Origin of the sequence: [Flexibacter] sp. ATCC 35208, from assembly GCF_001975825.1 — a bacterium.
Classification (GTDB): Bacteria; Bacteroidota; Bacteroidia; order Chitinophagales; family Chitinophagaceae; genus Chitinophaga.
The window spans coordinates 14,134-36,558 of the sequence record NZ_MTKN01000066.1 but is presented as its reverse complement, the minus strand read 5'-3'; the positions used below and the strand labels follow the sequence as shown (position 1 = coordinate 36,558).

6 protein-coding genes are annotated in these 22,425 nt (G+C 43.4%); 5 read left to right on the top strand and 1 reads right to left on the bottom strand.

Annotation, left to right across the window (positions count from 1 at the left end; genetic code table 11):
- Positions 1–144 precede the first annotated feature (144 nt).
- The 5 genes from BW716_RS28935 (at position 145) to BW716_RS28910 (ending at position 18,952) form a co-directional block, all read left to right on the top strand.
- Positions 145–3,660 carry a hypothetical protein gene (locus BW716_RS28935; protein ID WP_083729553.1) on the top strand — a complete coding sequence of 1,172 codons (3,516 nt, stop codon included), beginning with the start codon at positions 145–147 and terminating at the stop codon, positions 3,658–3,660.
- Between the two features lie 40 nt (positions 3,661–3,700).
- Positions 3,701–15,646 carry a LysM peptidoglycan-binding domain-containing protein gene (locus tag BW716_RS28930; protein WP_083729552.1) on the top strand — a complete coding sequence of 3,982 codons (11,946 nt, stop codon included), beginning with the start codon at positions 3,701–3,703 and terminating at the stop codon, positions 15,644–15,646.
- 186 nt (positions 15,647–15,832) lie between these two features.
- Positions 15,833–16,645 carry a glutaminyl-peptide cyclotransferase gene (locus BW716_RS28925; protein WP_083729551.1) on the top strand — a complete coding sequence of 271 codons (813 nt, stop codon included), beginning with the start codon at positions 15,833–15,835 and terminating at the stop codon, positions 16,643–16,645.
- Positions 16,646–17,124: 479 nt separating this feature from the next.
- Positions 17,125–18,036: an alpha/beta hydrolase gene (locus tag BW716_RS28915; RefSeq protein WP_083729549.1), complete on the top strand. Its 912-nt coding sequence runs from the start codon at positions 17,125–17,127 to the stop codon at positions 18,034–18,036.
- A gap of 4 nt (positions 18,037–18,040) precedes the next feature.
- Positions 18,041–18,952, top strand: coding sequence for an AraC family transcriptional regulator (locus BW716_RS28910; RefSeq protein ID WP_083729548.1), 912 nt, complete (start codon positions 18,041–18,043; stop codon positions 18,950–18,952).
- Positions 18,953–19,016: 64 nt separating this feature from the next.
- On the opposite strand, the gene BW716_RS28905 is transcribed toward BW716_RS28910, so the two are convergent.
- Positions 19,017–22,145 (bottom strand): RICIN domain-containing protein, encoded by a 3,129-nt coding sequence (locus tag BW716_RS28905; RefSeq protein ID WP_083729547.1) that lies wholly within the window; start codon positions 22,143–22,145, stop codon positions 19,017–19,019.
- Positions 22,146–22,425 lie beyond the last annotated feature (280 nt).

Sequence of the window (22,425 nt, the reverse complement as noted above, 5' to 3'; positions counted from 1 at the left end):
TGCCTTGCCCGTGCTACAGTTAGCACGGACAAGGTATTCGTTTATTACAGGTATTCTGTAATGGGTAATAAATTTTACTGGCGCTGGCCGGGTGGAAATTTCTTGCCCGGATTCTTCTAATTCATTAAATGAAATCTAAGCGTCATGGTTTTATTCAATAAACAATTTATCGACCAGTTATATATCGCAGAAACTGAGGAGAACGATGTTGGCTTCATTGCATTTGTAATACCAGCAGGCATCGACTCCGGAGTTGATACAATAGAATTGAAGGACGCTCTGGCCAATACAAAATATTCTGGCAGCTTCGCATTTGCAGCCATACCTCCCATTATTAATGATGTTGCGAGCGCCACCGCATTTGTAAACAATATATACAACGTGTTGAAGCGCTCTGGTACAGCCCGCGCCTTTATGTGGCTGCAGGATAATAGCAATATTAATGCTGATACAGCTCCACTGATGGGCATCAACAGCGACGGTACCAATGTGACCAGTGGATTACAGGCTACGCTTACAACAAGTCTCTCTCTCACCGTCGCTAACGGGATGGTACTTACCTGGAAAGATGATACGACTCTGCTGCTCGACGGTTCGCAAAATAATTACAGAATCGATTTCTCTGGCCCCTCTGCTCCGCAAACACGCCCCCCTGCTATCGGATACATCTCTTTCACCGGGGCATTGAGAGGAACCATACAGTTTTCCATTAGCATACAAAGGCAATCATTATATGATGACTTTCAATGGGGCTTCCAGTTCCTGTGCCCTATTCAATCAAAAGAACGTACAGCAATCTCTGAGTGGATACCTTTAGCAGATAGCACAAAAGGGGCTACAGACTTTATTGGATTCACTACTAGTATTGATCCTACAGATGTATTTAACACCGCATATGACACTTGCCAAACCGGCACATGCACCATCAGCGGTAGCTACGCAAACAGACGCACCTGGTTCAATTTTACCGGCACCAATACCGATGGTAATAATACCGTACTGGCATCATTTTTCAGGACAGTATTTGGCGCTGCTATAAACCTGATACCCGACATCTCAAATGGAAATACACTACCTGCCAGGTTGGTATTTGCCGCCGGAGAATACACTTCCTCTACAACGCAAAGATTCCTGGTTACCCCGGAAGGTGACTTCACTATCGAAATGAACGCAGCTACCAGTAGCCAGCAATACCTGATAGGTGGTCTGCAGGGAACAGAGTTCTTCAGCATAACACCTAAAACCGACAAGGGAAAAGGCGATAAATTCCGCTTCCTTTCCAATCAACCTGCATACGCACCTAAATTCCCGTTCGAAGCAGCTTCTCCTGTCAAAACACCACAAGCACCCAACGCACCATTACTCGACAACACATTTTCCACGTCATGGGTTACATTCGTCAGTGCCGAAGGAAATACCATTTACTATGTAGCACAACCTAAAGGCTCATCGCTGTTTGGCAGCGATGAGCTCATTTCGCCAAAGTATACAGACTTGTTCGGACATCAAACGCCCGGCTTTATTTATACAACCGATGATATTGTCACTTTCCCTATAGTGCCTTATAACGGTGCTATAGCTGGCGATGGTATCAACTCCTTTTCACAGGAACAGATCGAGTCTTTTGAAAACCAGGTTATAAGTCCTACCCGCAGAAAAAATGTAGGGCAACTCTCTACTTCAAAATCCTTATTGTCCGCCACCCAAAGATTACAAAGCGAAACACCACAAACATCTACAACCCCATCCGGGTTACTGGTAACACTTACCTCTGCCGGAGGACAAATGCAATGGAACGAGGTATTACTCGGGCAAAATACCGATGCCGGTAATCAATACTTACTAAAGTTTATGAATCCGGAAGCACAACTCGTAGAAGCGCTGCAAACAGGGGATTTAATGCTTGTTGTTGCCAACGCTGACTGTCTCGGTCAGCTGAATGGCACTACAGCGGGACAATCAGCTTTTTTAAATACCATGAGTATCGGTAGTTGGGAAATGACCGCCAATATAGGACAACAGAACAAATATAATGACTACCGTAACGTAATGTTGATTAAAGCCAAAAAAGGTAAGCTGTATGATCCGGCTAATGTAACTAACAGCCTGGTAGCTAACCCCTCTAAGTGGACCCAGAAAGATGTGTTTGCCGCACCGACCAATTCCAATGACGACGGGACTATTACACCACCAGATAATGATCAGCTGGTAATACTGTCTCAATGGTTGCAAAATTATTTTAACCAGGCAATTGCAAAAGGTGATAATAAATACTATGCAAAGTTCAATACCATTGCACAGGACGAAAACTGGACCGGTATACTATTTTTACGGATGGATATCAGCAGGCTTCCGGATAATCTTACCGGTATTATGGCCGGCGTTACAGATCCCACCGCATTTAATGCACATCACCTGGCTGTGGAAATAAGCCCCGTAAAGAAAAGCGGTATAAATGCAGCATTAGATAATATCAGTACAATATTTGGCTTAATCTATTATACAGACCCTGATTTTACTGATGATGGCACCGATATGGCGATTGCACCCGTCACCGCTACAACGTACGACTTCCGGTTGCTGACGTTGAAAGTTCTTTTTGAAAATACATCTGTGCAGAGTTTTGAAAGCCTCGGGCAACTTACCATTACGGAGTTACTTAAAATGCCGGTAACCGGCATGAGTGTTCCGGATAACGTATATCACAATGTATTACTGAAGGGAAGCCTTCAGATTACAGACAGCCAGACTATGTACAATCTTTCCAGTCAGGGTGATAATACTTTTTATTTCGACAACAACATCATTCATAAAATACAAATCTCCAATGTACTTCTCAGTACACTCAATACAGACAACGATGGGAATGTAATGTCCTGGTTTGCGATGAGCGGATTTATTGATTATTACCTGATTGGTGATGAGACTGTGCCGGTATTCGATATCTTTTCTTTCGGTAATAACCCCGGCGAAGATGCTCCCAACCAGGGATTAAGGTTCAATAACCTGGGTATATCCATGGCTTTCCCTGAATCGGATCCTCCATCAAAAACTATGACGATGGATGCTACACAGATCAGTTTTGATACCAGCCATAGTAAGGCCCGAAACAGCAGCATCTTTGTGAATTTCGCGTTGGATCTCCAGGGACTTATAATCGCAGAACCACTCACTACGCTATCTGATATGGGCTATCTGCCTGTAATACCCGACATCGCATTATCTGATGTAAGCGCCGACAGCTGGTACGGCCTGCGCTTTAAGTTAAACATGGGTACTCCCGGCGAACTTGCCGGTAAATTAAGCCTGGATTCATACCTGTTGATAGCATGGTCGCCCGGCAGCGAAGAAGATGGAACTTACAAAGCGACCATAGGCATGTCATTGCCAGGTACCGGCGGCGGAGCCAAATTGATTAGCCTGCAAAACGTGATGAAATTATCGATAGGACAAATCCGGCTCACTTATGATACATCCCAGCATTCATTCCTTCTCATGTTTACAGAAGTAGCATTGAAATTCCTCGGTATGTTGAAAGTTCCCCCAAACGGTTCTACACTGTTTTACCTATTTGGAAATCCCGACTCCGGAGGAAAGGCAAGCGGTCTGGGTTGGTATGCTATGTATAAAAAACAAGCAGCATCAGCCATACTATCATAACAGGATATATGGAAAATTCAATCACCTAATAACTCATACCATGAGCTTATTCCAGGATTTAGTAGCACTCTTCACTCAGGCTACAGATATACGCGACAAGTATACCGGTATTTCAATCGCAGAAATGATTGATTTAATAAGCAAAGAGCAGGAGCTACGATTTTACGTAGATGGCTCGCTCAACTACGGACATCAGGCCACTACTGTCAATATCATGAAGCGTATCATTAACACCACATCATACGCTGGCCAGATTGTGGTCTATTACGACGGTGGTGAAGTAACTGCTCAAAAAATTGCCATTTTATTGCCCGGTCTGGATCCTCTGATTATTAATACAACTAAAGTCACTTATGGAACCTGCACAAACATCACTTTTAAGCCATTCTCCGATACAATAGTAGCCACAAAAGTGAAGTTTGGTTTTACAGGAGGAGCTGATAGTATGAGTACTAATTTCGCAGAAAAGCTGGTGGTTGAGTATTTCCTGCGGCTTGAACCCTACCTGTGGGAGATAATTAATAATAATAAGGTAACAAGTGCAGTGCAAAAAACCGGTAACCCCGATACCTTCAACCTATCCAGGCAATCCTTACAGTTCAATAGTCTCGCTTATAAATTCACGGCATCTTCCCTGGCTACCGTATCATCAGGGGTATGGGAATGGTATATTCAGCAAAAATTCAACAGCGCATTATCTATACGTACCAAAAATGTACAGGCCGTATACAATGCCTATTCAGCTGCTCCATCCGAAATGAGCCTATGGCCGGTTTACGGGCTACACCAGTTTAATGCAGATGCAGGAGAGATGAGTCTTAACCTTGTGTTGTCTGCATTCAATATCATACAAGAACTCCATAAACCACTGGTAATTCTTCATTTCAGTGATCCGGCAAGACCCGATTCTGACATATTTCAGTTCCTGGATGCCCTTCGTACAGATATTAACAATAGTATCAAAGCATTAACTAATCTGAAAAATAAGATATCTGCCACCTATATGCCTCCCGACGATTTTATGCAGGCATATGCTCCTGCTAACCTCAACGCACTAATCAACCAACTTACACTGTACCTTACACCTGCTATAGATAATCATTACGAACTGGTGATAATGAAAAGCTATGTCGATTCTGCGTATGTTGACATAGCTGATCAGATAACTGACGCTTTGACAACTGCGACCAATAAAAAAATCTTTGTTATTTCCATCGGTTCCGTACCTCAGGACATCTACAATTATTTCTACGGTAATTCTAACCTGCCAGGTATATTCGAAGGTCAGGGAACTTCCAGCATGATGATCAGCCTGGGTAAACCATTTATGCAGGTACCTAAAAAAGGAACTAATGCTGCCATTAATTATCCATCCACACTCGCCGCAAGTAATTATTCAGCAATTACACAACAATGTCAAGAATGGGTGGCCGCTATAAGAGACCTTTCTTTTCATCCATTCCTGAAGAAAAGTGCACCAAGTGCCCCCGTCGTTTATACAAATACCCTCAATGTTATTACAACTTCCACACTCCAATCAATCAACATATCATCTGATCTTCATAAATATTTTACCAACCTGGGCAACTATTATCAGAAAGACATACACGACAAACTAATGCTGGGAATGGTCGGCGTAGATACCCTGATACTGGTTAACAAAGAAAGTAGCCTGTATGCAGCGCGCGAGGGTATTGCTGCCGATGCCTCCGGATCACTTAACGTACACCATAGACGTGAACTACTTAAAGAACATTTCCCGATATCAGGAGATAATGGAACTACAGATAGTGACCTCTATGAAGTTGCTGACCCGCTTACACTACAGGAAGTTTACGATCAGCTTGTTGCAGCATGGTCTGATGGTACTATCAACCTGTTGAGCGCACTTCCGGCCACTTACTTCAGCGACTTCTTTGCAAAAGTAACAGGTAATATTTTTTCTATTGCAGTACCTGAAGAAAATATTGTTGCTGAAAAAGACGGGAACGGCAACATTACGAAAGTAACTGTTTCCGGAGCTACAACATTGTCTTTCCTCAATATAAAAATGACGATAGAACTGGTTTATACAGCGGAGTCCGGGCCGGTAATCACACAAGTCACAGCAACGGCAGACCAGGTATGGACAATTGAAAATATTCCATGGATACTATTCAGTAACCCGGGCTTCACTATGAAGGTAAATGAAGGTGGTTTCCCGGTGCAGGGCGGAATACTCGGTACTATAGAAAGTTATGGCACAAGTGTGAGCCTGCTGATTGAATATCCGGTAGGTGACAACTCCTGGTTGCTTTCTGCTGCATTTGACGGTAATTATCCCGGTATTGCAACCATCTTCCAGGCAGCAGGAGGTATAAATCTAGTACAGGTACTACCTGCGCCGCTCAGCCAGCTGGCAGGTTTCGGGCTCAAAGAAGTTCAGTTGATGTATAATTCAGCTGCTTTCAGTTTCGATTATATGTCGTTCGAAATGACGACAAACAGTCCATGGACTATTTCCCAAAATCCACTGTTTACCATTACACCTACTGTAGCTATCAGCGTATACAATGTCGCTGATGTCAGCAACCGTACTACTAACTTTCTTGTTACAGGCGAATTTACTATTGGTAAAGGTACCATTACAATGGTAGGCGGATATCCCGATTTTTCACTGTATGGAGGCCTTACAGACGGTACTATCGAACTCAGTGACCTGCTGGCATTATTTGGTGGAGAGCTGGATTTGTCCACTTCTGTTACTGCATTTAATTACAATTATGCTCCCAGCCAGAAGTATTACGCGATAGATGCTATACTGGAGCCAGACAAACCACTTGTTGTGGCCGATATATTCAGTATTGATAATCTTAGCTTTAATGTCAATAGTAATAATTCCATCAACACAGTATTTATTGGGGGCCAGATAACTGTGTTACCAGATTCGTCGAAGATTATAATGCAACTCAGTGCAATGTATGCCACTGGTAAGGGGTGGACATTTGCCAGCAAACAAACATCCGGGGAAGTGAAGATCGGTGATATGCTTTCATATTACATCGGCACCGGCTGGGCTCCACCGGAAGGATATAATTATGGTATAGACGGACTTTCATTTACTATAAATACAGCGACCTCTTACTGGGAATTTGGTGCCAAAACTGCAGCGCCATGGGCAATTCCCTTCCTTGGCCCAACTTTTACAATTGCCGGTACTGCACTGATCGGGTACGGGAAAAAAGAAGAGACAGCAACCGCCGGTTATTACGGCGCTATCTCGGCAAAGATCAGCTGGAATAATATCAACATTACCGCATTCTACAATTTTAATCCTGGCTACCAGGCATACGGTATTATCTGGGGAATGCTGACCGGGGAAGTGGAAGATAAGAATATAGATGGAAAAATACACCAGATCGCCACACTCAGGTTTAATGATACTACTACAATAGGAAGCCTGGTGGAATTAATGGTATCCTGGGCCACCGGTAACAGTTTTGGATTGGCTGCCCCATGGAATGTGCTGAATAGTATTCCCCTGAATAATCTTTCACTGGAATATGATTTTACCGATAATAAAGTAAGCTTTAACGTAGGAATAGGACCAATCAATCTGGGCTTCGTTACCATCAATGGTATCAAAGTTTCCTACAATAGTAAAGATGCAAATCCTGATAACAATGGAGTAATTGTTACATTAGATGTATCTGCTGCCTGGGGAGATATTCCATCATGGAATGCCGCTAAACCTGAAACTACACCAGCACCTCCCGGACAGGGAAACAAGTACCTGGACTTACGGATGCTGGCATTAGGACAACATGTAACACTCGATTGCTTTAAAACCGCGGACAATGTACAGGCTGCGATTGCCTGCATGTCCAATCTGCCGGATACAGAACCGGGAGAAATACCCGCTATACATTTTGATGCCAACAGCTCCTGGCTAACAGGCATGGACTTTGGACTGCTGCAGTTGGGTGGAGATAAATCAAATGCAGTAGCATTGGCTGCTTCAACAGCCGCTGCTGCACAATATTTTATCACCATGCAAATAGTATTTAATGATCCCTACCTCTATGCATTACGTATTGCCCTGGAAGGTGAACCTGCAAAAATATTCAAAGGTCTCGACTTCCAGATCATGTATAAAAAAATTAGTGACAGTGTAGGCGTATACCAGGCAGAAATAGTATTGCCGGATGTGATGCGCAAAATAAATATGGGGCAGTTTAATATAACACTCCCGGTATTCGGAATCTCAGTATTTACCAACGGGGATTTCCAGGTAGATATCGGGTTTCCCTGGAAAGAAGATTTTTCCCGTTCTTTTACTTTCCAGACACTCATCTGGACACCCGTTGGCATCCCCATTCCCGTAATGGGATCTGCCGGCGTTTATTTCGGCAAGTTGTCCAGCGCCACTACCAACCGGGTACCAGCTGCCACCAATGGTACATTCAACCCAGTACTGGTATTTGGTTTTGGAATACAGTTTGGTTTCGGCTATTCTTTTGATGCAGGTATACTCAAAGCCGGATTCAGTCTTACCGCAGTAGCCATACTCGAAGGAATTCTTGCAAAATGGAATCCCTATCAGATCACTGATGGCAGTGGCAACAATACACAACTGGAAACTTCTTATTACTTCTGGTTCAGGGGTACTGTAGGGATTATTGGTAAACTGTATGGCAGCGTAGATTTTGCTATCGTAAAAGCTGATGTGAATATAGATATCAGGTTACTGGTCCAGATCACCTTCGCACCATATGAACCAATAGAACTATCCATAATTGCATCTGTAAGCGTATCACTCCGTATCACTATTAATCTTGGAATTTTTAAAATAAAGATCAGCTTCAGCTTCTCTGCAAGAATACAGGAAGGTATCACTATCAAAGCTATTGGTGGTACTCCTCCTTGGACAACTACAGAACAGGTACAATTGTTCACTGCAGGTGCCCCCGTACTGCAAAGGAGAAGACGGAGATTTTACTATGATCAGAAAGAGCTGATGGCCGCCCGAACTGCCACAAGCCCGGTATGGTCCAACCTGCAGAAGGCAGTATCCCCGGTTCCTCTCACTGCATATGTTGGATTCGGTCTTACTATGGCAGGAGATAACGCAACAGATGTGAGTCAGCAATTGGCTTGTTATATCGCTATGCTCTTTATCGAATCGGTACCACCACCGCAGGATGATAAAGCAAATGGCCTGCAGAAGGCTTATGGCGCAGGCCTTGATACTTCTTTCGAGCTATTGGGCAAACAGGTATTGCGTTGGGCTATTGCAGCCATACAACCTGTTCCAATGACCAGCGCAGAAGTGGATAATATAATTGTAACTGATTTGCAACTGGCAGCATTGCTTGACTTTCTGAGCGACACTGCAAATCCAACTCCGATTACTGCCGCTGATGTCAGTACATTTATGAATAACCAGTTTACCGTTACAGTAAACGCACCTACATCAGGAGAAGTTGATGCTACATATTTTCCAGTTCCACCCGAAATGATCCTTACACTGCCTGATTATGGTACCGATTATAAAGGTGTTTCGTACAATTTTGAAGACTATAACAGTACCTCAAGTGCATACACAGAATACCTGAGAGCATACTTTAACGAACTGTCAGTACAGGTAGAACAAGATGACCAGTCTGACTACCGGCAGATGATTAAACTGGACGACAAAGATGGCCAATCTATGGCTAATTTCATCTATAGCGATTATTTCCTGCTTATATGCAGGCAAATGTTACAATCAGCAAGGGAATCACTGAAAGACTATAAATACTACCTGCAGGATAACCAAACTGTAAATGACATTGTCAATTGGGTAAATGTTAAAGCAGGCACAAATCTGTATTCGGTTGAAGATTTATTTACAGACAATGTTTCAGCCCCCCTGAGTACAGGAAAAAATCTGCGGATCACAGGTAGCACTTATGTGGCACAGGCATCAGATACATTTGACAGCATTGCAGCACAGTCTATATTCTACAGTGGTTTTACAGGAACTGATCTGGCAACGGCCAACCAAGATACTACCAATACTTTATCTGCAGGTATTACAATCAGTTATCCCGGTAAAGATCCTTATAAAACGCTGGCAGGTCAATCACTGAATGACGTAGCTCAGAGTATAGGTGTACCTGTAAATGAGCTAATAAATAATGGTAACATTACCGGTCTCGCCGGACTATTGCTGCCAGTTGCCACTTTTAAGATTCCGTCGTTCAATAGCATTGTTGCAAGCGGAGATACGTTGAAAACGATTGCTGCCAAATACAATATTACACAGGAGCAATTGGCTGCACCAATTGAAAATGCAAATGTGGCAGACCTCTTTGATAAGGCAGGAGAGTATATTAACATCGCAAACCTCCAGCAATTCCAGGTAGGGGAATTGATTAGTGAAATACAGGCCACAAATGGTCTGCAGCATTTATCAGGTATGACGTCACGCTATTATATGGCAGGGCTGCGTCTTCCTACAGAAGGAATTACCCCGGCATATAAGGGCATGTGGGTGGTGGACAACGGTGGTACATTATCACTACCGTCGTATGCAGGCTTGTATGCATTAACCGGACAACAGTTCCAGTTACCCAATCTTTCCACAGAGAAGTTCGATATTACATTATCCCGCACATCGATGCCTGGCTGGCTGACATTTGCCGGCAGCAATCCGGACAAATTAGTGTGGTCATTGGTGCCCGATTCGTTCGAAGCCCGGCAGATAAATGCTGTAAAAGGATATGCAACAACTAACGTTCTTGATATCAATCTGTCGCTTTTAGGAGCACAGGATGCCTTTATCACAAAAGAGGCAACCTATCCGTTCACATCAGTGATCAACTGGAGTAGTGCTTCTGCCTTCACAATGCCCTATGGCGGAGATGCAGGAGGAGTGCCGGCACTGAGTCTTTGGCAGCTACCAGACACACTGCTGCAACTACCTGACCCACAGACCCGATCTGTGAATCCCAGAATGAAAATGCAGATAGGACGTTATGATGAAGCGAGTCGTACTATGGTAAATACACCTGTAAATTATTATGGGTATGGATCACTGGTATCATTCACCGTTAAAAAAGTGCCTGTTATTACTGACAGTCCAAATACAGCTACTACTTATGAGATCATGGGAGCTGACGGCAGCAATGTAGAAGTACTCGAGAAAATGGTAAGTGGCATCGGCAACGATAAGTCCCTGATTGCTACATTGACACTAGCCTACGGTGTAGACTCAAACGGCACTACTACAGAAGGTATACAGACAGACGCATTAAATAGCCTGACAATGGGAATTGCACAGGTAAACCTTTCTACAGAAACACTTCCCGACAGTCTCTCTTCCAGGTCATTCCTAACCATAGCAGATCAGCAGGAAGAAATGGTATTGCTGAATGAAACAACAGACTTCATTCGTTTGTTATGGCAGGCAAGTATTACAAGAGGCGGCGGGTACTACCTGTATTATTACAATTCAGGCAGCAACAGTGGTTTGCCGGACAGGATCTTCAATGATAAAAATGAAGCAACTATTTCTCTGCTGGTATTATATTCCGCACCGGTTGATGAGCTACTACGCAATAACATTAACAACTATATGAATGTGCTGGCTATCGGAGAAGCAATCGACACTACCCACGCGGTATTGTTTGCAGAAGCCAACCCATTAGCGATCAGCCTTCCTGCTGATGACACTCAAACGTTATCCGATCTGGCATATAAGTATTATGGCAATGTTGCCGACATAGTAGCAGATAATCAAACCCTTGCATTGAGGGCCGGCAAAACACTGCTGGTCAATGAAGGGCTTTATGAAGTAAGGCCACAAGGCAGCGCGCCAGGTGGAAGCCTGAATGCAATTGCCACCTATTTCGGTACTACTGCCGACGCCATCAAAGCTGCAAATCCTTTACAGACAAGCTGGCCAGATCCATTACCACTATATACTGCATTGTACCTGCCGGAAATGACAATAACAATCGGTGCCAGCAACGGTGGTACTACACTCGAAAGCATCGCTTCCTACTATAGCGAGGATCTCGCAGCACTGGGCGGAAAAAATCAGGAAGTGCCAGGCCTCTTTGCTGATAACCAACAGATAATCATTAGTGGCGGACCAGATATCCGTTCATCTTCGGTAGCACCGGGAGTGGCAGGAATTGCTGCCGAACGCCCGGTACCACCAGAGATTCCGGATGACCCATCAGAGAATAATTATGGTGAGCTATTCCTGCTTAACACCTATAACATGCTTTCTTACCAGATAGCTGATAACAATTATTTTAATGCCAGTAATCTCGGACTTCCGGCCACTCCATCAGGAGAAAATGAGGATCAGGATATAAATGATAAGATGAGTTATCCTAAATCACAGGCTGAAGGAGACAACTGGAGCTATTCCCAATCCATCCCCTACAGCCGCTTTGCCAAAAATGTTGTACTCACTTCCGGTGATATGCCAGATCAGGCAGAAAGCCCCTATCGTGGTCTTGGCGGTTTGCTGCAGATAGATTATGGATGGCTGGACCTGTATGGCAACCTGCTTATAACTACGCTGTCTCAGCCATCCGGCAATAGCCAGTTGAATATGGTACCGATACTTACAGGATACACAGATCCTCTTATCGGGTTAAATCAATGGCCGTCCGTTGCCGCATCATGGGAAGTTATTTCAGATATTAATAAAGCGCCTCTGTTACAGTTAAACCTCTCATTTGGCGACAGTTATTACCAGGGACTAATGTGGGGGAAAGTTACCAATGCAACTACCATCACTGCATGGTTTACAGCACCTCTTGAAGAAACATCTTCTATAGACCCGGCCAATTACAGCCTGGATCAAGGTATAAACATCCTCCATATCACCCTCGGGTCAGATAAACAAACGGTGACAATACAGGTTGATAACGTGCCGGAGAACCTGTTGTTGACATTAAGCATAAACAATATCAGCAATACAGATAAGACGGAAACGTATACTGGCGTTGCACAGTTCAGTTTTCCGGAATCGCCTGAAGAAACAACATCTACTGTTATAGAACAGGCGAACAAAGATCTGGCCGTATATAAACAGTTATGGTACCAGCTTACAGATCCAAACGGCATTGCATATACAGTAGATACAACGCTCCTGCAGCAAGGTTATACACTCTCTGCGGAGCAGGTATCTGACCTGGTACAAAACTGGCTTACCTCTATCTACCTGTTCCTCGAAAACAGGTCACAGGGACTTACAGATGTTGAGTCTCCAGATGCGTCGCACCCGATGACCTTTGCAATTGTACCTGCCAATCTGAACCCGGCACAGATATTCCGTCTTGACCTTAGCTTCACTATTACACGAACCAGGAATGCAGCTGCCGGTGATCTTGAAACCACAGGAGGTATCCTTCAGGCGGCAACGGAAGTATCTCCTCTTTCCGATAGCCAGGGTGGCGATACCCATAGCCTTGATACTTTTGCTGCACTTTTTGAAACAGCACTTCAGGAAACCGGCAAATACACATTGCGCGTGGCAACTGGCACAGACCGGCAAAATGCTGGCAACGATAAAGAAACCTGGGCAGTACGACTTGGACTGGACAAAACGCTCCTGACTCCAATAGCATATAGTATCAATGATCCTGCAAATCCGGATATGTTCGCACCTCGCCCTATCTCCAACAAACTGGAATCCCGCAAACAGGTTCCTATCTACTATTACTCAGAAAAAACGGGGATAGACTTTAGCACTCCATCTGTATATGCTGATTTCACCGGCATTGATATGGATCAGTGGGGATATCAGTTCTTCAGCAGTATCGATAATGTACTGTCACCGGAATTTACTGCAGCCATTCAACTGGTAGATAATAAAAAGCAAACAACTTATCTGAAAGATCTGTTGGCGGGTAAAAAGGCACTTGCCGATATTGTAAAAAACTGGATGGTGCCAGTATTCAGAGATGAAAATCCAAATGCAGATGCAGTAAGAGAAGCGTTTAAGCAACAGCTGTTGGTAAAATTGACGAACGCTTACACAACTCAGGCGGCCGTACAGTTTCATGCGAATGTTAGCGCAGATGCAACGATCGATATAGCCCCACGTCTTTACGGCAGCATTAACCGCAATTTCAAATTTGCAGATGTAATGGTCGATAGTGCAGATAATACAATTTTATACCTTGTATTCTCAAATCCACCTAACGAATCTGCTGCGGGCACCAGTAGTAATTTTACAATAAGCGAAGGAATCAGTGTGTTCAATGCTGGTATAGATGCGAACAATAATCGCAGGGTTATCCTTAAACTTAACGGGTTGGCAATTCCAGGCAGTACAACGGTGACAATAAGCGCAGGCTTTACAGACATGACTGGAAATATAATTCTGCCGCCCCTTACGAAAGTGGTAATGTCAGAGATCAATGAAGGTAATGACAGCGACTCCATTACTTTTACTTCTCCCAAACTTACCCTGCAAACCAGCACAGCCATCCCTATTCCATTCCTGATTTCATCACCGCAGGTGGTAAGAGGCAGCGATAATGAATTATTGCCTTATGTTGATCTTGACCTGAGTTTTGCAGGTAGTACAATTGAACACCAGATCAGCAGCCTACCCAATATTGAAGGATACGAAGCATCCACCTGGCTGAGTTTCGTTACACCGTTATCCACGAACGACAGCCCTCTTACCGGAGATTTGGGTAAAATACAGGTACCGATGATATTGCGGGAATTCCCAACTGCACCTTCGATGGTCAACCAGTCTGGAGAATCTACTGTACCACCAGACGCAGACAATATTAACCAGTTACTAAACTGGAACTATAACATTGAATATGCATTACAGATACACTATCCGCAGGATCAACTGGAGTTCACGATCAACTTCAATGTGGCAGATGTCAGCAGTAAAATGCTCATGGGTATTGAGGACGCTTTCCCACAACTTGCAGAGTTTATAACCGTATCACCGTCTGTATTTGCAGTACTTGAATCACAGCTTACACAGGTAACTGCCGGCACTGCTGACGACGACCCATTGCTTGATACAGTGTCTACTGCACTTATATCTTACACGACTCTGGCAGCGAATGTTGTCACTGCAGCTCAAAGTAATATGCTGGCGATGCCGGGTAACAATAAACTTTTTAATAGTATGCAGGTGTTGCCTTATTCCTTCTACATACAGGAAGGAATAGCTACTATCAATGAAGTGCAGGCGCTTATTGTATCATTGCATGGTTTGCCTCCGGCAGGAATTGGTCAGCCTGTTGTTAATATCAACGGATATGAAAGCAATCCATATACAGGTAAATGTTTCGGGGATTACTGTTATTATTATACAAAAGATGGAACGGTATTATCCGCAGCAGAAGGACAGGTTATACAAGACAGAACAGTGGTTATTCCGGCAATGAATATCCTGGCAAGACAGGATGCTTCTACTACCGCATGCATTAACCGGAATGCGGAACTGGTGCCCAATAAACCGAGCAGTGAGCCATTCAAATACACGACAGGGCTGGTACAGTTTTCAAATCCTTATCATCCAACTACCGACAGCGATATGCCGATAGATATATCGACGATTAATGCACCGGCCGGGCAACATAATTATGAATCGCTTACTGCACAACTGACTAACCTGTTTGATACACTGCTGGAAGAGAACTCCCAGGATACAATCAGTATACTGATGAGTTGCCAGTATATGTATCAACCGAATGCCGCTACTGGTTATGTAAGCCTACCGGTCATGATGCAGCCTATACAAGGTATCCAGGTTAATCCAACGGCCACTACAAACGATAAAAAACTGGCCGATATGATTACAGAATGGGCTGGAAGTATTAATCTTTGGTATAGTACACACAACCCTGGAACCAACAAGGCTGTTTTATATTTTGACCTGACAATTTTCTCTAACCTTACACAACAACCATTGCCGCTGTTAAGAATGAGAAGTTTAATGCTTGAGATTCAATATATAACGGAGATGTAGCATGCCAGGCATACTGCTCAGATGCATTTCTCCAATAAAGGCCAGGATTTCAGATAAATCTTCTTCAAACTGGTTCGAAACCTTCCCTGCGTAGTCCGCAAGCTTTAAGCCCTCAGGTCGAAAGATCCGGGGGCTTTTTGTTTGGAAATTACAATATATCTTTAGGGTAATTAAAGTCTGGTATTTATGAAAAATAGATTATTAGCCATATCCATCACCTTCCTTTTTGCTGCCTGTGTTAACAATCAGCCGAAAGCAGAAAATACCACCGCTTCAGAAACTTTACCCGCATTTATGGAGTACACCGTCCTAAATGTATACCCTCACGACACTACCTCCTATACAGAAGGCCTATTAGTCCACAACAACGAACTATTTGAAAGCACTGGCCGCGAAGGATTTAGCAAGTTCGCTCAAATTGACCTCACCACTGGTAAGCCAATCAGAGAACATTATATTGACAAATCCATTTTTGGAGAAGGCATCGCGATCTTCGACAACAAAATATTCCAACTTACCTACCGTAGTAATAAGATCTTTGTTTACGATCTGAAAGATTTTAAAAAGATCGCAGAATACCCATGGCCCGGAGAAGGCTGGGCGATGACGCACGACGGCAAAAGTCTCATTGCCAGTAACGGTACCTCCAATCTGCAATACCTGGATCCAAATACATTACAGCTGCAAAAGACCCTTAGTGTGACAGATCAGAACGGTCCGGTTAATAACATCAACGAATTAGAATATGTAGATGGGTTTATTTATGCCAACCAGTTTCTGACCAATAATATTTTGAAGATTAATGCGGAAAGTGGACGCGTTGTTGCGAAAGCTGACCTGACGGATATCTTTGCGCATGGTGGCAAGGTATTCAATCCTGATCAGTTGCCAGACCTTCATGAAGACGTATTGAATGGCATCGCTTATGATAGTGCAAGAGGCAATTTTCTGATAACCGGAAAACAATGGCCTTATTTATTTGAAGTGAAGTTCAGGTAGCTAGTCATCGCTTGAGTCTTCACAGGGGATAAGTTAAAATAATATTGTAATTTAGTTAATACCAGACAGGCACATACGCCCCCATATCTGACTATAACTATATTCTTTATATACCAAAGCCCCACTATTATGAAACCATTGCTACCCGTGTTATTGCTTACCGGTATCTGCTGCTGACTATTATGTTGCTATCACAGACCATGTCAATACATACGAAAGTTCTCCTGGTGGAAGTTTTACAATCACTTTAACCGGCACCACCACCGGCTCTGATACGATTACCGTACATTTATTATCTACCAGCGGCTCCAGTGAGAGGTTGTATATTTATGTGCTTGAAGTAAATGAGCAGCGTAGAACGAAGGTATATCGCGGTAAACTCGTCATCATAATATAGCATATGACTTACAAGTAATTTGGATACACCTTTACACGGTTTGGAAACATCGCTTTCTCCGTCTTTAGGGAAATTTGCATTCATGCAACAATCAGTAAAATTTAAGAACAGCACATGGCTGGTAGCAGCCAATCTTCATCTACCTGTGAATTTTGATGCGCAACATCAATATCCGGCTATTATATGTGTGCATCCGGGAAGTAGTGTAAAGGAGCAAACGGCCGGTCTGTATGCAGAAAAACTAGCGCAGGCAGGGTTTGTAGCACTGGCTTTCGATGCTTCTTTTCAAGGGGAGAGTGGCGGCGAACCACGGTATCTTGAAGATCCTGCTACCAGGGTGGAAGATATCAGGTGTGCGTTGGATTATCTTACCACTATAGCATTTATAGCTAATGATCGTATTGGCGTACTGGGCATTTGTGCAGGTGGTGGCTATGCGGCAAATGCTGCCTTAACTGAAAAACGGATTAAAGCAGTAGGCACTGTGGTTGCGGCGAATTTTAGCCGTGCTTACCGGGAGTTGAATGCATTACAGATATTGGAGGCTGTGGGTCAACAACGTACTGCAGAAGCTAACGGAGCGGAACCGCTGATCACGCAATGGACACCGGCATCTATTGAAGAAGCGAAGCAGGCTGGGCCTGTAGAAATGGATATGGCAGCAGCCATCGATTATTACAGAACGCCAAGAGGAGAACATCCAAATTCCTGTAATAAGTTGCGGTTTACAGGTATGGGAGCCGCTATCGCATTTGATGCATTTCATCTTGCAGATCAGTTGCTGACACAGCCGCTTATGGTAATAGTTGGAGATAAAGTCGGTGCATTTGGTTCTTACAGAGATGGATTTGAATTGTATAATAAGGCTGCTGCTGTCAATAAAAGTATTCATGTAGTGCAGGGTGCGGGTCATTATGATTTATATGATCAGCCTTTTGCTACTAATGAAGCGCTTGGTAAACTGGTGCCTTTCTTTAATAGTGTACTTTTGTAGTGGCATGAAAAGCATACATTCCATATCTGAGTTTCATCGGTTGCTATCGCTACCAGATCCATTGCATCCACTGATCAGTGTGATTCGGGTGGAAGATATACGACTGACGGCTGATTTCTTTGCTGAGAATTTTCTGTTCGATTTTTATAGTGTGTCTTTGAAAAGAAATGTGCAGGGCAAGGTGAAATATGGTCAGCTATATTTTGATTTTGATAAGGGTGTGTTGAGTTGTTTAGCGCCAAAACAGATACAGTCGATTACCGTAGGTGATCTTGCTATGGATAGTCAGCAAACAGGCACAGGGTATGCGTTGTTGTTTCATGCTGATTTTTTGTTGGGGTCTACGCTGGCCGGGAAGATAAAACAATACGGTTTCTTTTCTTATGCGGTGAATGAAGCACTGCATTTGTCGGACAGAGAAGAGAAAGATATCATAAATATTTTCCACAAGATCGAACAAGAGTATCAGCATATTGACCGGCATACACAGGATATTCTTATTGCGCAATTGGAGTTGTTATTAAATTATAGCAATCGTTTTTACGAGCGACAGTTCTTTATTCGCAAAGCGACAAATCATACTTTGCTTACGCAGATGGAAGGATTGTTAGAAGAATATTTCAATAATGAAGAAACGTTAAAAAACGGCCTTCCAAGTGTGGAATATCTGGCTAATAAGCTGCGTCTTTCACCACACTATCTGAGTGATATGCTTCGAACGCTGACAGGACAGAGTGCTCAGCAGCATATTCAGGATAAACTGATTGAAAAGGCAAAGGAATATCTTAGTACAACGACATTAACGGTTGCAGAGATTGCGTATGAATTGGGGTTTGGATATCCACAATCGTTCAATAAATTGTTTAAGAAGAAGACAAGTATGTCACCATTGGAGTTTCGGTTAAGGTTCAATTAAATGATACGGGAACTGAATAATTTAAAAGGGTGTATCAGAAATTCTAATACACCCTTTTAGTATTTTATTGTTTAACAAATTTGAACACCTTCGTCCCCAGGTGTACCAAATACACACCAGGACTCAATTGACCAATAGCTATAGATCTTCCATAACCGGATAACTGCAATTGCCCTGAACTACTATATACTTTAATACTGACTGCATTCGTTAACCCACTTATATAAAGCGTGCTCACAGCAGGATTTGGATATACTGAAATTCCGGACTGATTTTCTTTTTTCACTACGCTGGCAATTGTAGCCGGTGCTGCCAATGATGACCGAACGAGTTTCCAATGGCCACTGAGTTGACCTGCATCTGCCCATTGCTGCACATTCCCTCCATTCACCGTACTAAAATTGGATACCTCTATCAATTTACCACTATGCTGTGGTATAATCTTATAATAGTCGTTATCCACAGGCACCATTGAAAACTGTTGATTGGTACCGGCTGCATAACTCCATTGCAGTATATTGGCGCCATCTGCAGAGCTCACGCCTGACACATCTACTGATTTTCCGGATTTGACACAAATGATCTTATAGACTTCATTACCCAGGTGCGTAAAGGTAAATTGTTGATTCGTACCATTTAATAAGCTCCATTGCTGGATATTGCCACCATCCTGCGTAATCTGACCATCATCTACATCCATGTACAGTCCGCTGAAACGGTTTTGAAGATAATAGGTGCCTGCAATGATGTTTACCTTTTTTAATTTGTTTGTACTCTGTGCGAAATTTATAATTGGATCTGCATTGCCGCCATCAAGGGGGGAATAAATTTCAAGACTTGATTTTAGGAGACTACCATCTACCATAGCGTTGATTTCTTCTGGTGTCATACCAGAACGGTAGAAGAGTAACGTACGATAATTTGCAGCTGGCGCAGTGGAGCCATTCAGATCAAAGGCAGTGGTCACGACCTTTTCAGCGATTGATCCCTGCAATACCTTATCGATGTATAATAGTGTTTTCCCCATTGCATAATAATGGGTGAGTGTCACTTTATGCCATTGGTTGTCGGTCAGTACTGTAGTACCAGAAATACCTGATGAATAGTCCAGCTTTCCGGAGGTATTGATCACTAAGGTTTTTAAACCCGTAGTGGTGCTTAGTTCTGCTAACTGCCCGGTGGAAGATGTTTGGATATCAAAAGAGTAGGTAAAGGAATGAAGCGTTTCCTCAGGCTTAATTTGAAGTTTGTAGCCCGTGGAAGGGCTTAAGTTTAAATAGGTACCATTTACCTGGTAGGGTTGTGTCTTTCCTGCTTTTAAAGCATCGAACAAAGAAGGAACGATCGCATATTCAAATTCAAGATGCCCCGCATCATTGGGGTGCAGGTCATCATATTTATAACCGGTGGCCCATTTACCGGCTCCATTGTCAAGTGCACCGAGCAAATTGATACTTGCTACATTCCAGGAATGAATGAGCAAATTCATTTGCTTGATATAATTGTATTCTGTAGCCGTGTAATCTTCGCGACTATAACAATTGGTGACGATGGGTTCAATGCCTTGTTGCCTTGCTTTGTTAATGAGCAATTTCATATTATCTCTGAACTGATCAAAGATGGCCTGGCCGCCGGTGGTGATCCCTTCATTTCCTAAAGAGAGGGCGTAAATAACGTATTTGCCACATATGGGTAGTAAGTCTTTATCCCATCGGTTGATCACACTGATGGTGTTGTTGCCAGGGACGGATATGTTCGATACATTCCAGGTTTGACCGGTACCGTTGTTGGCCCTGGTAGTCAGTAGCTGGGCGTATAACTGGGCGTATCCCTGGTTGTTGGTAGCACCTGTACCTGAAGGGACAGAAGAGCCCATGATGGCGATGCGACTGGCGTCTTTTGTAGTACAATACGGCTCAAACGTAACAGGGTTGACCTGGTTGATCTTCAGGATACCCAGGTAGCCAAAGGTGCCTTCAGATCGGGTCATGGTCAGGTTTATCTGACCATTATCGTCAGGCATGATTATATCTGAGGTGAGGATGGTTTTCGTATTTCCATTATAACCAGTTCCGCCTAAATTGGTTCCGGAGGTTTGCAGCAGACCGTCGTAGAATGTAGCCCCGGTGAGTGAATAACCTGTTACTCTTTTTTCAGGGTCGTTGCGGGTACCGAAGAAATTAAAAACGTAGCCTTTGGTTTTATCCAGTCCTCTTATTGAAAGACTGGAAGCCGTGGAGGTGTGAAAGTAATCCTGGGTGGCAGTGGGGATGGCGAGGTCACCTAATAAGCTGGCATCTGGTGATAATAAACCTCCATTTAGAATACCATTGGAAGAAAATGCGGAAGTGATTTTAACATATGCCCCTGTTGATGCATTCACTTTATCCACAAGGTTTACCTGGGCGGCAGTAGTACTGGTATTGGTTACATTGTTCCAGTAATTGCCATTGATATCGGGACTGGTGGTGATGTTGCCATTGGTTACATCATTGGGACCGAAATCAATATAGGTTGTTTTTAATGCGGTAATGGGCAGTTGGACTTCCGCTATTTTCAGGGCGCCGATATAGGCGAAAGTACCGGTTTCGCGTTTTACGGTAATGGCGATCTGGCCTTTTGTATCGGGGGTGAGGGTGTTGGTGACGAGAATGGTGCTGTTGTTACCATTGTAGCCGGTTCCACCCAGATTCGTACCAGAGGTTTGTAGGGTAGCGCTGTAGGTGGTATTGCCTACAAGTGTATAATTTGATTTGCGTACTTCAGGGTCATTTCGGGTAGCGAAGAAATAAAAGATATATCCTTTGCTTACATCCAGTCCTTTGATGATAAAGCTCGCGGTATTATCTGTATAAAAATAATCCTGCGTGGCAGTGTTGATAGCGAGATCATTCAGGAGCGATGCACTGGGTGATAGCAGTCCTCCGTTGTTAATGCCGTTAGAGCTAAAGCCGGAGGTGATGTTGAGTAATGCACCGGATAATGCGTTTTTGTTTGTGACCAGGTATACCGAAGCGGCGGTTGTACTGGTATTGGTGATATTGTTCCAGTAATTGCCATTTGCATCGGGACTGGTGGTGATGTTACCGTTGGTAACATCATTTGGGCCAAAGTCGATGTAATATGTTCTTTGTGAGTAGGTTTTAATGACGAAAGAACATAGGAGCAGTAAAAAGTACAGTGACTTTTTCATAGGTTAAGTTTTAGTGAGACGTGGAGCTGTCGGCACCAAAATAATCAGAATGACGGCGATATGGCCGCAGTAAGAAAAAGATTTTGAATCCGCCTCGTTGGTAAGTAAGGAGCCAAAACTTAAACTATCCAGACTCACTTCTTTTTTTTCGGTTCTGTCTCTTTCAACAGGGGAATGATTGCAGGAAACCAAAAGTACAACGAGTAGACAGGTAACTTTGAACATAATAAGGGGATATAGAGGACTAAATTATAATAATTTTAGAAATAGTAATGCGTTT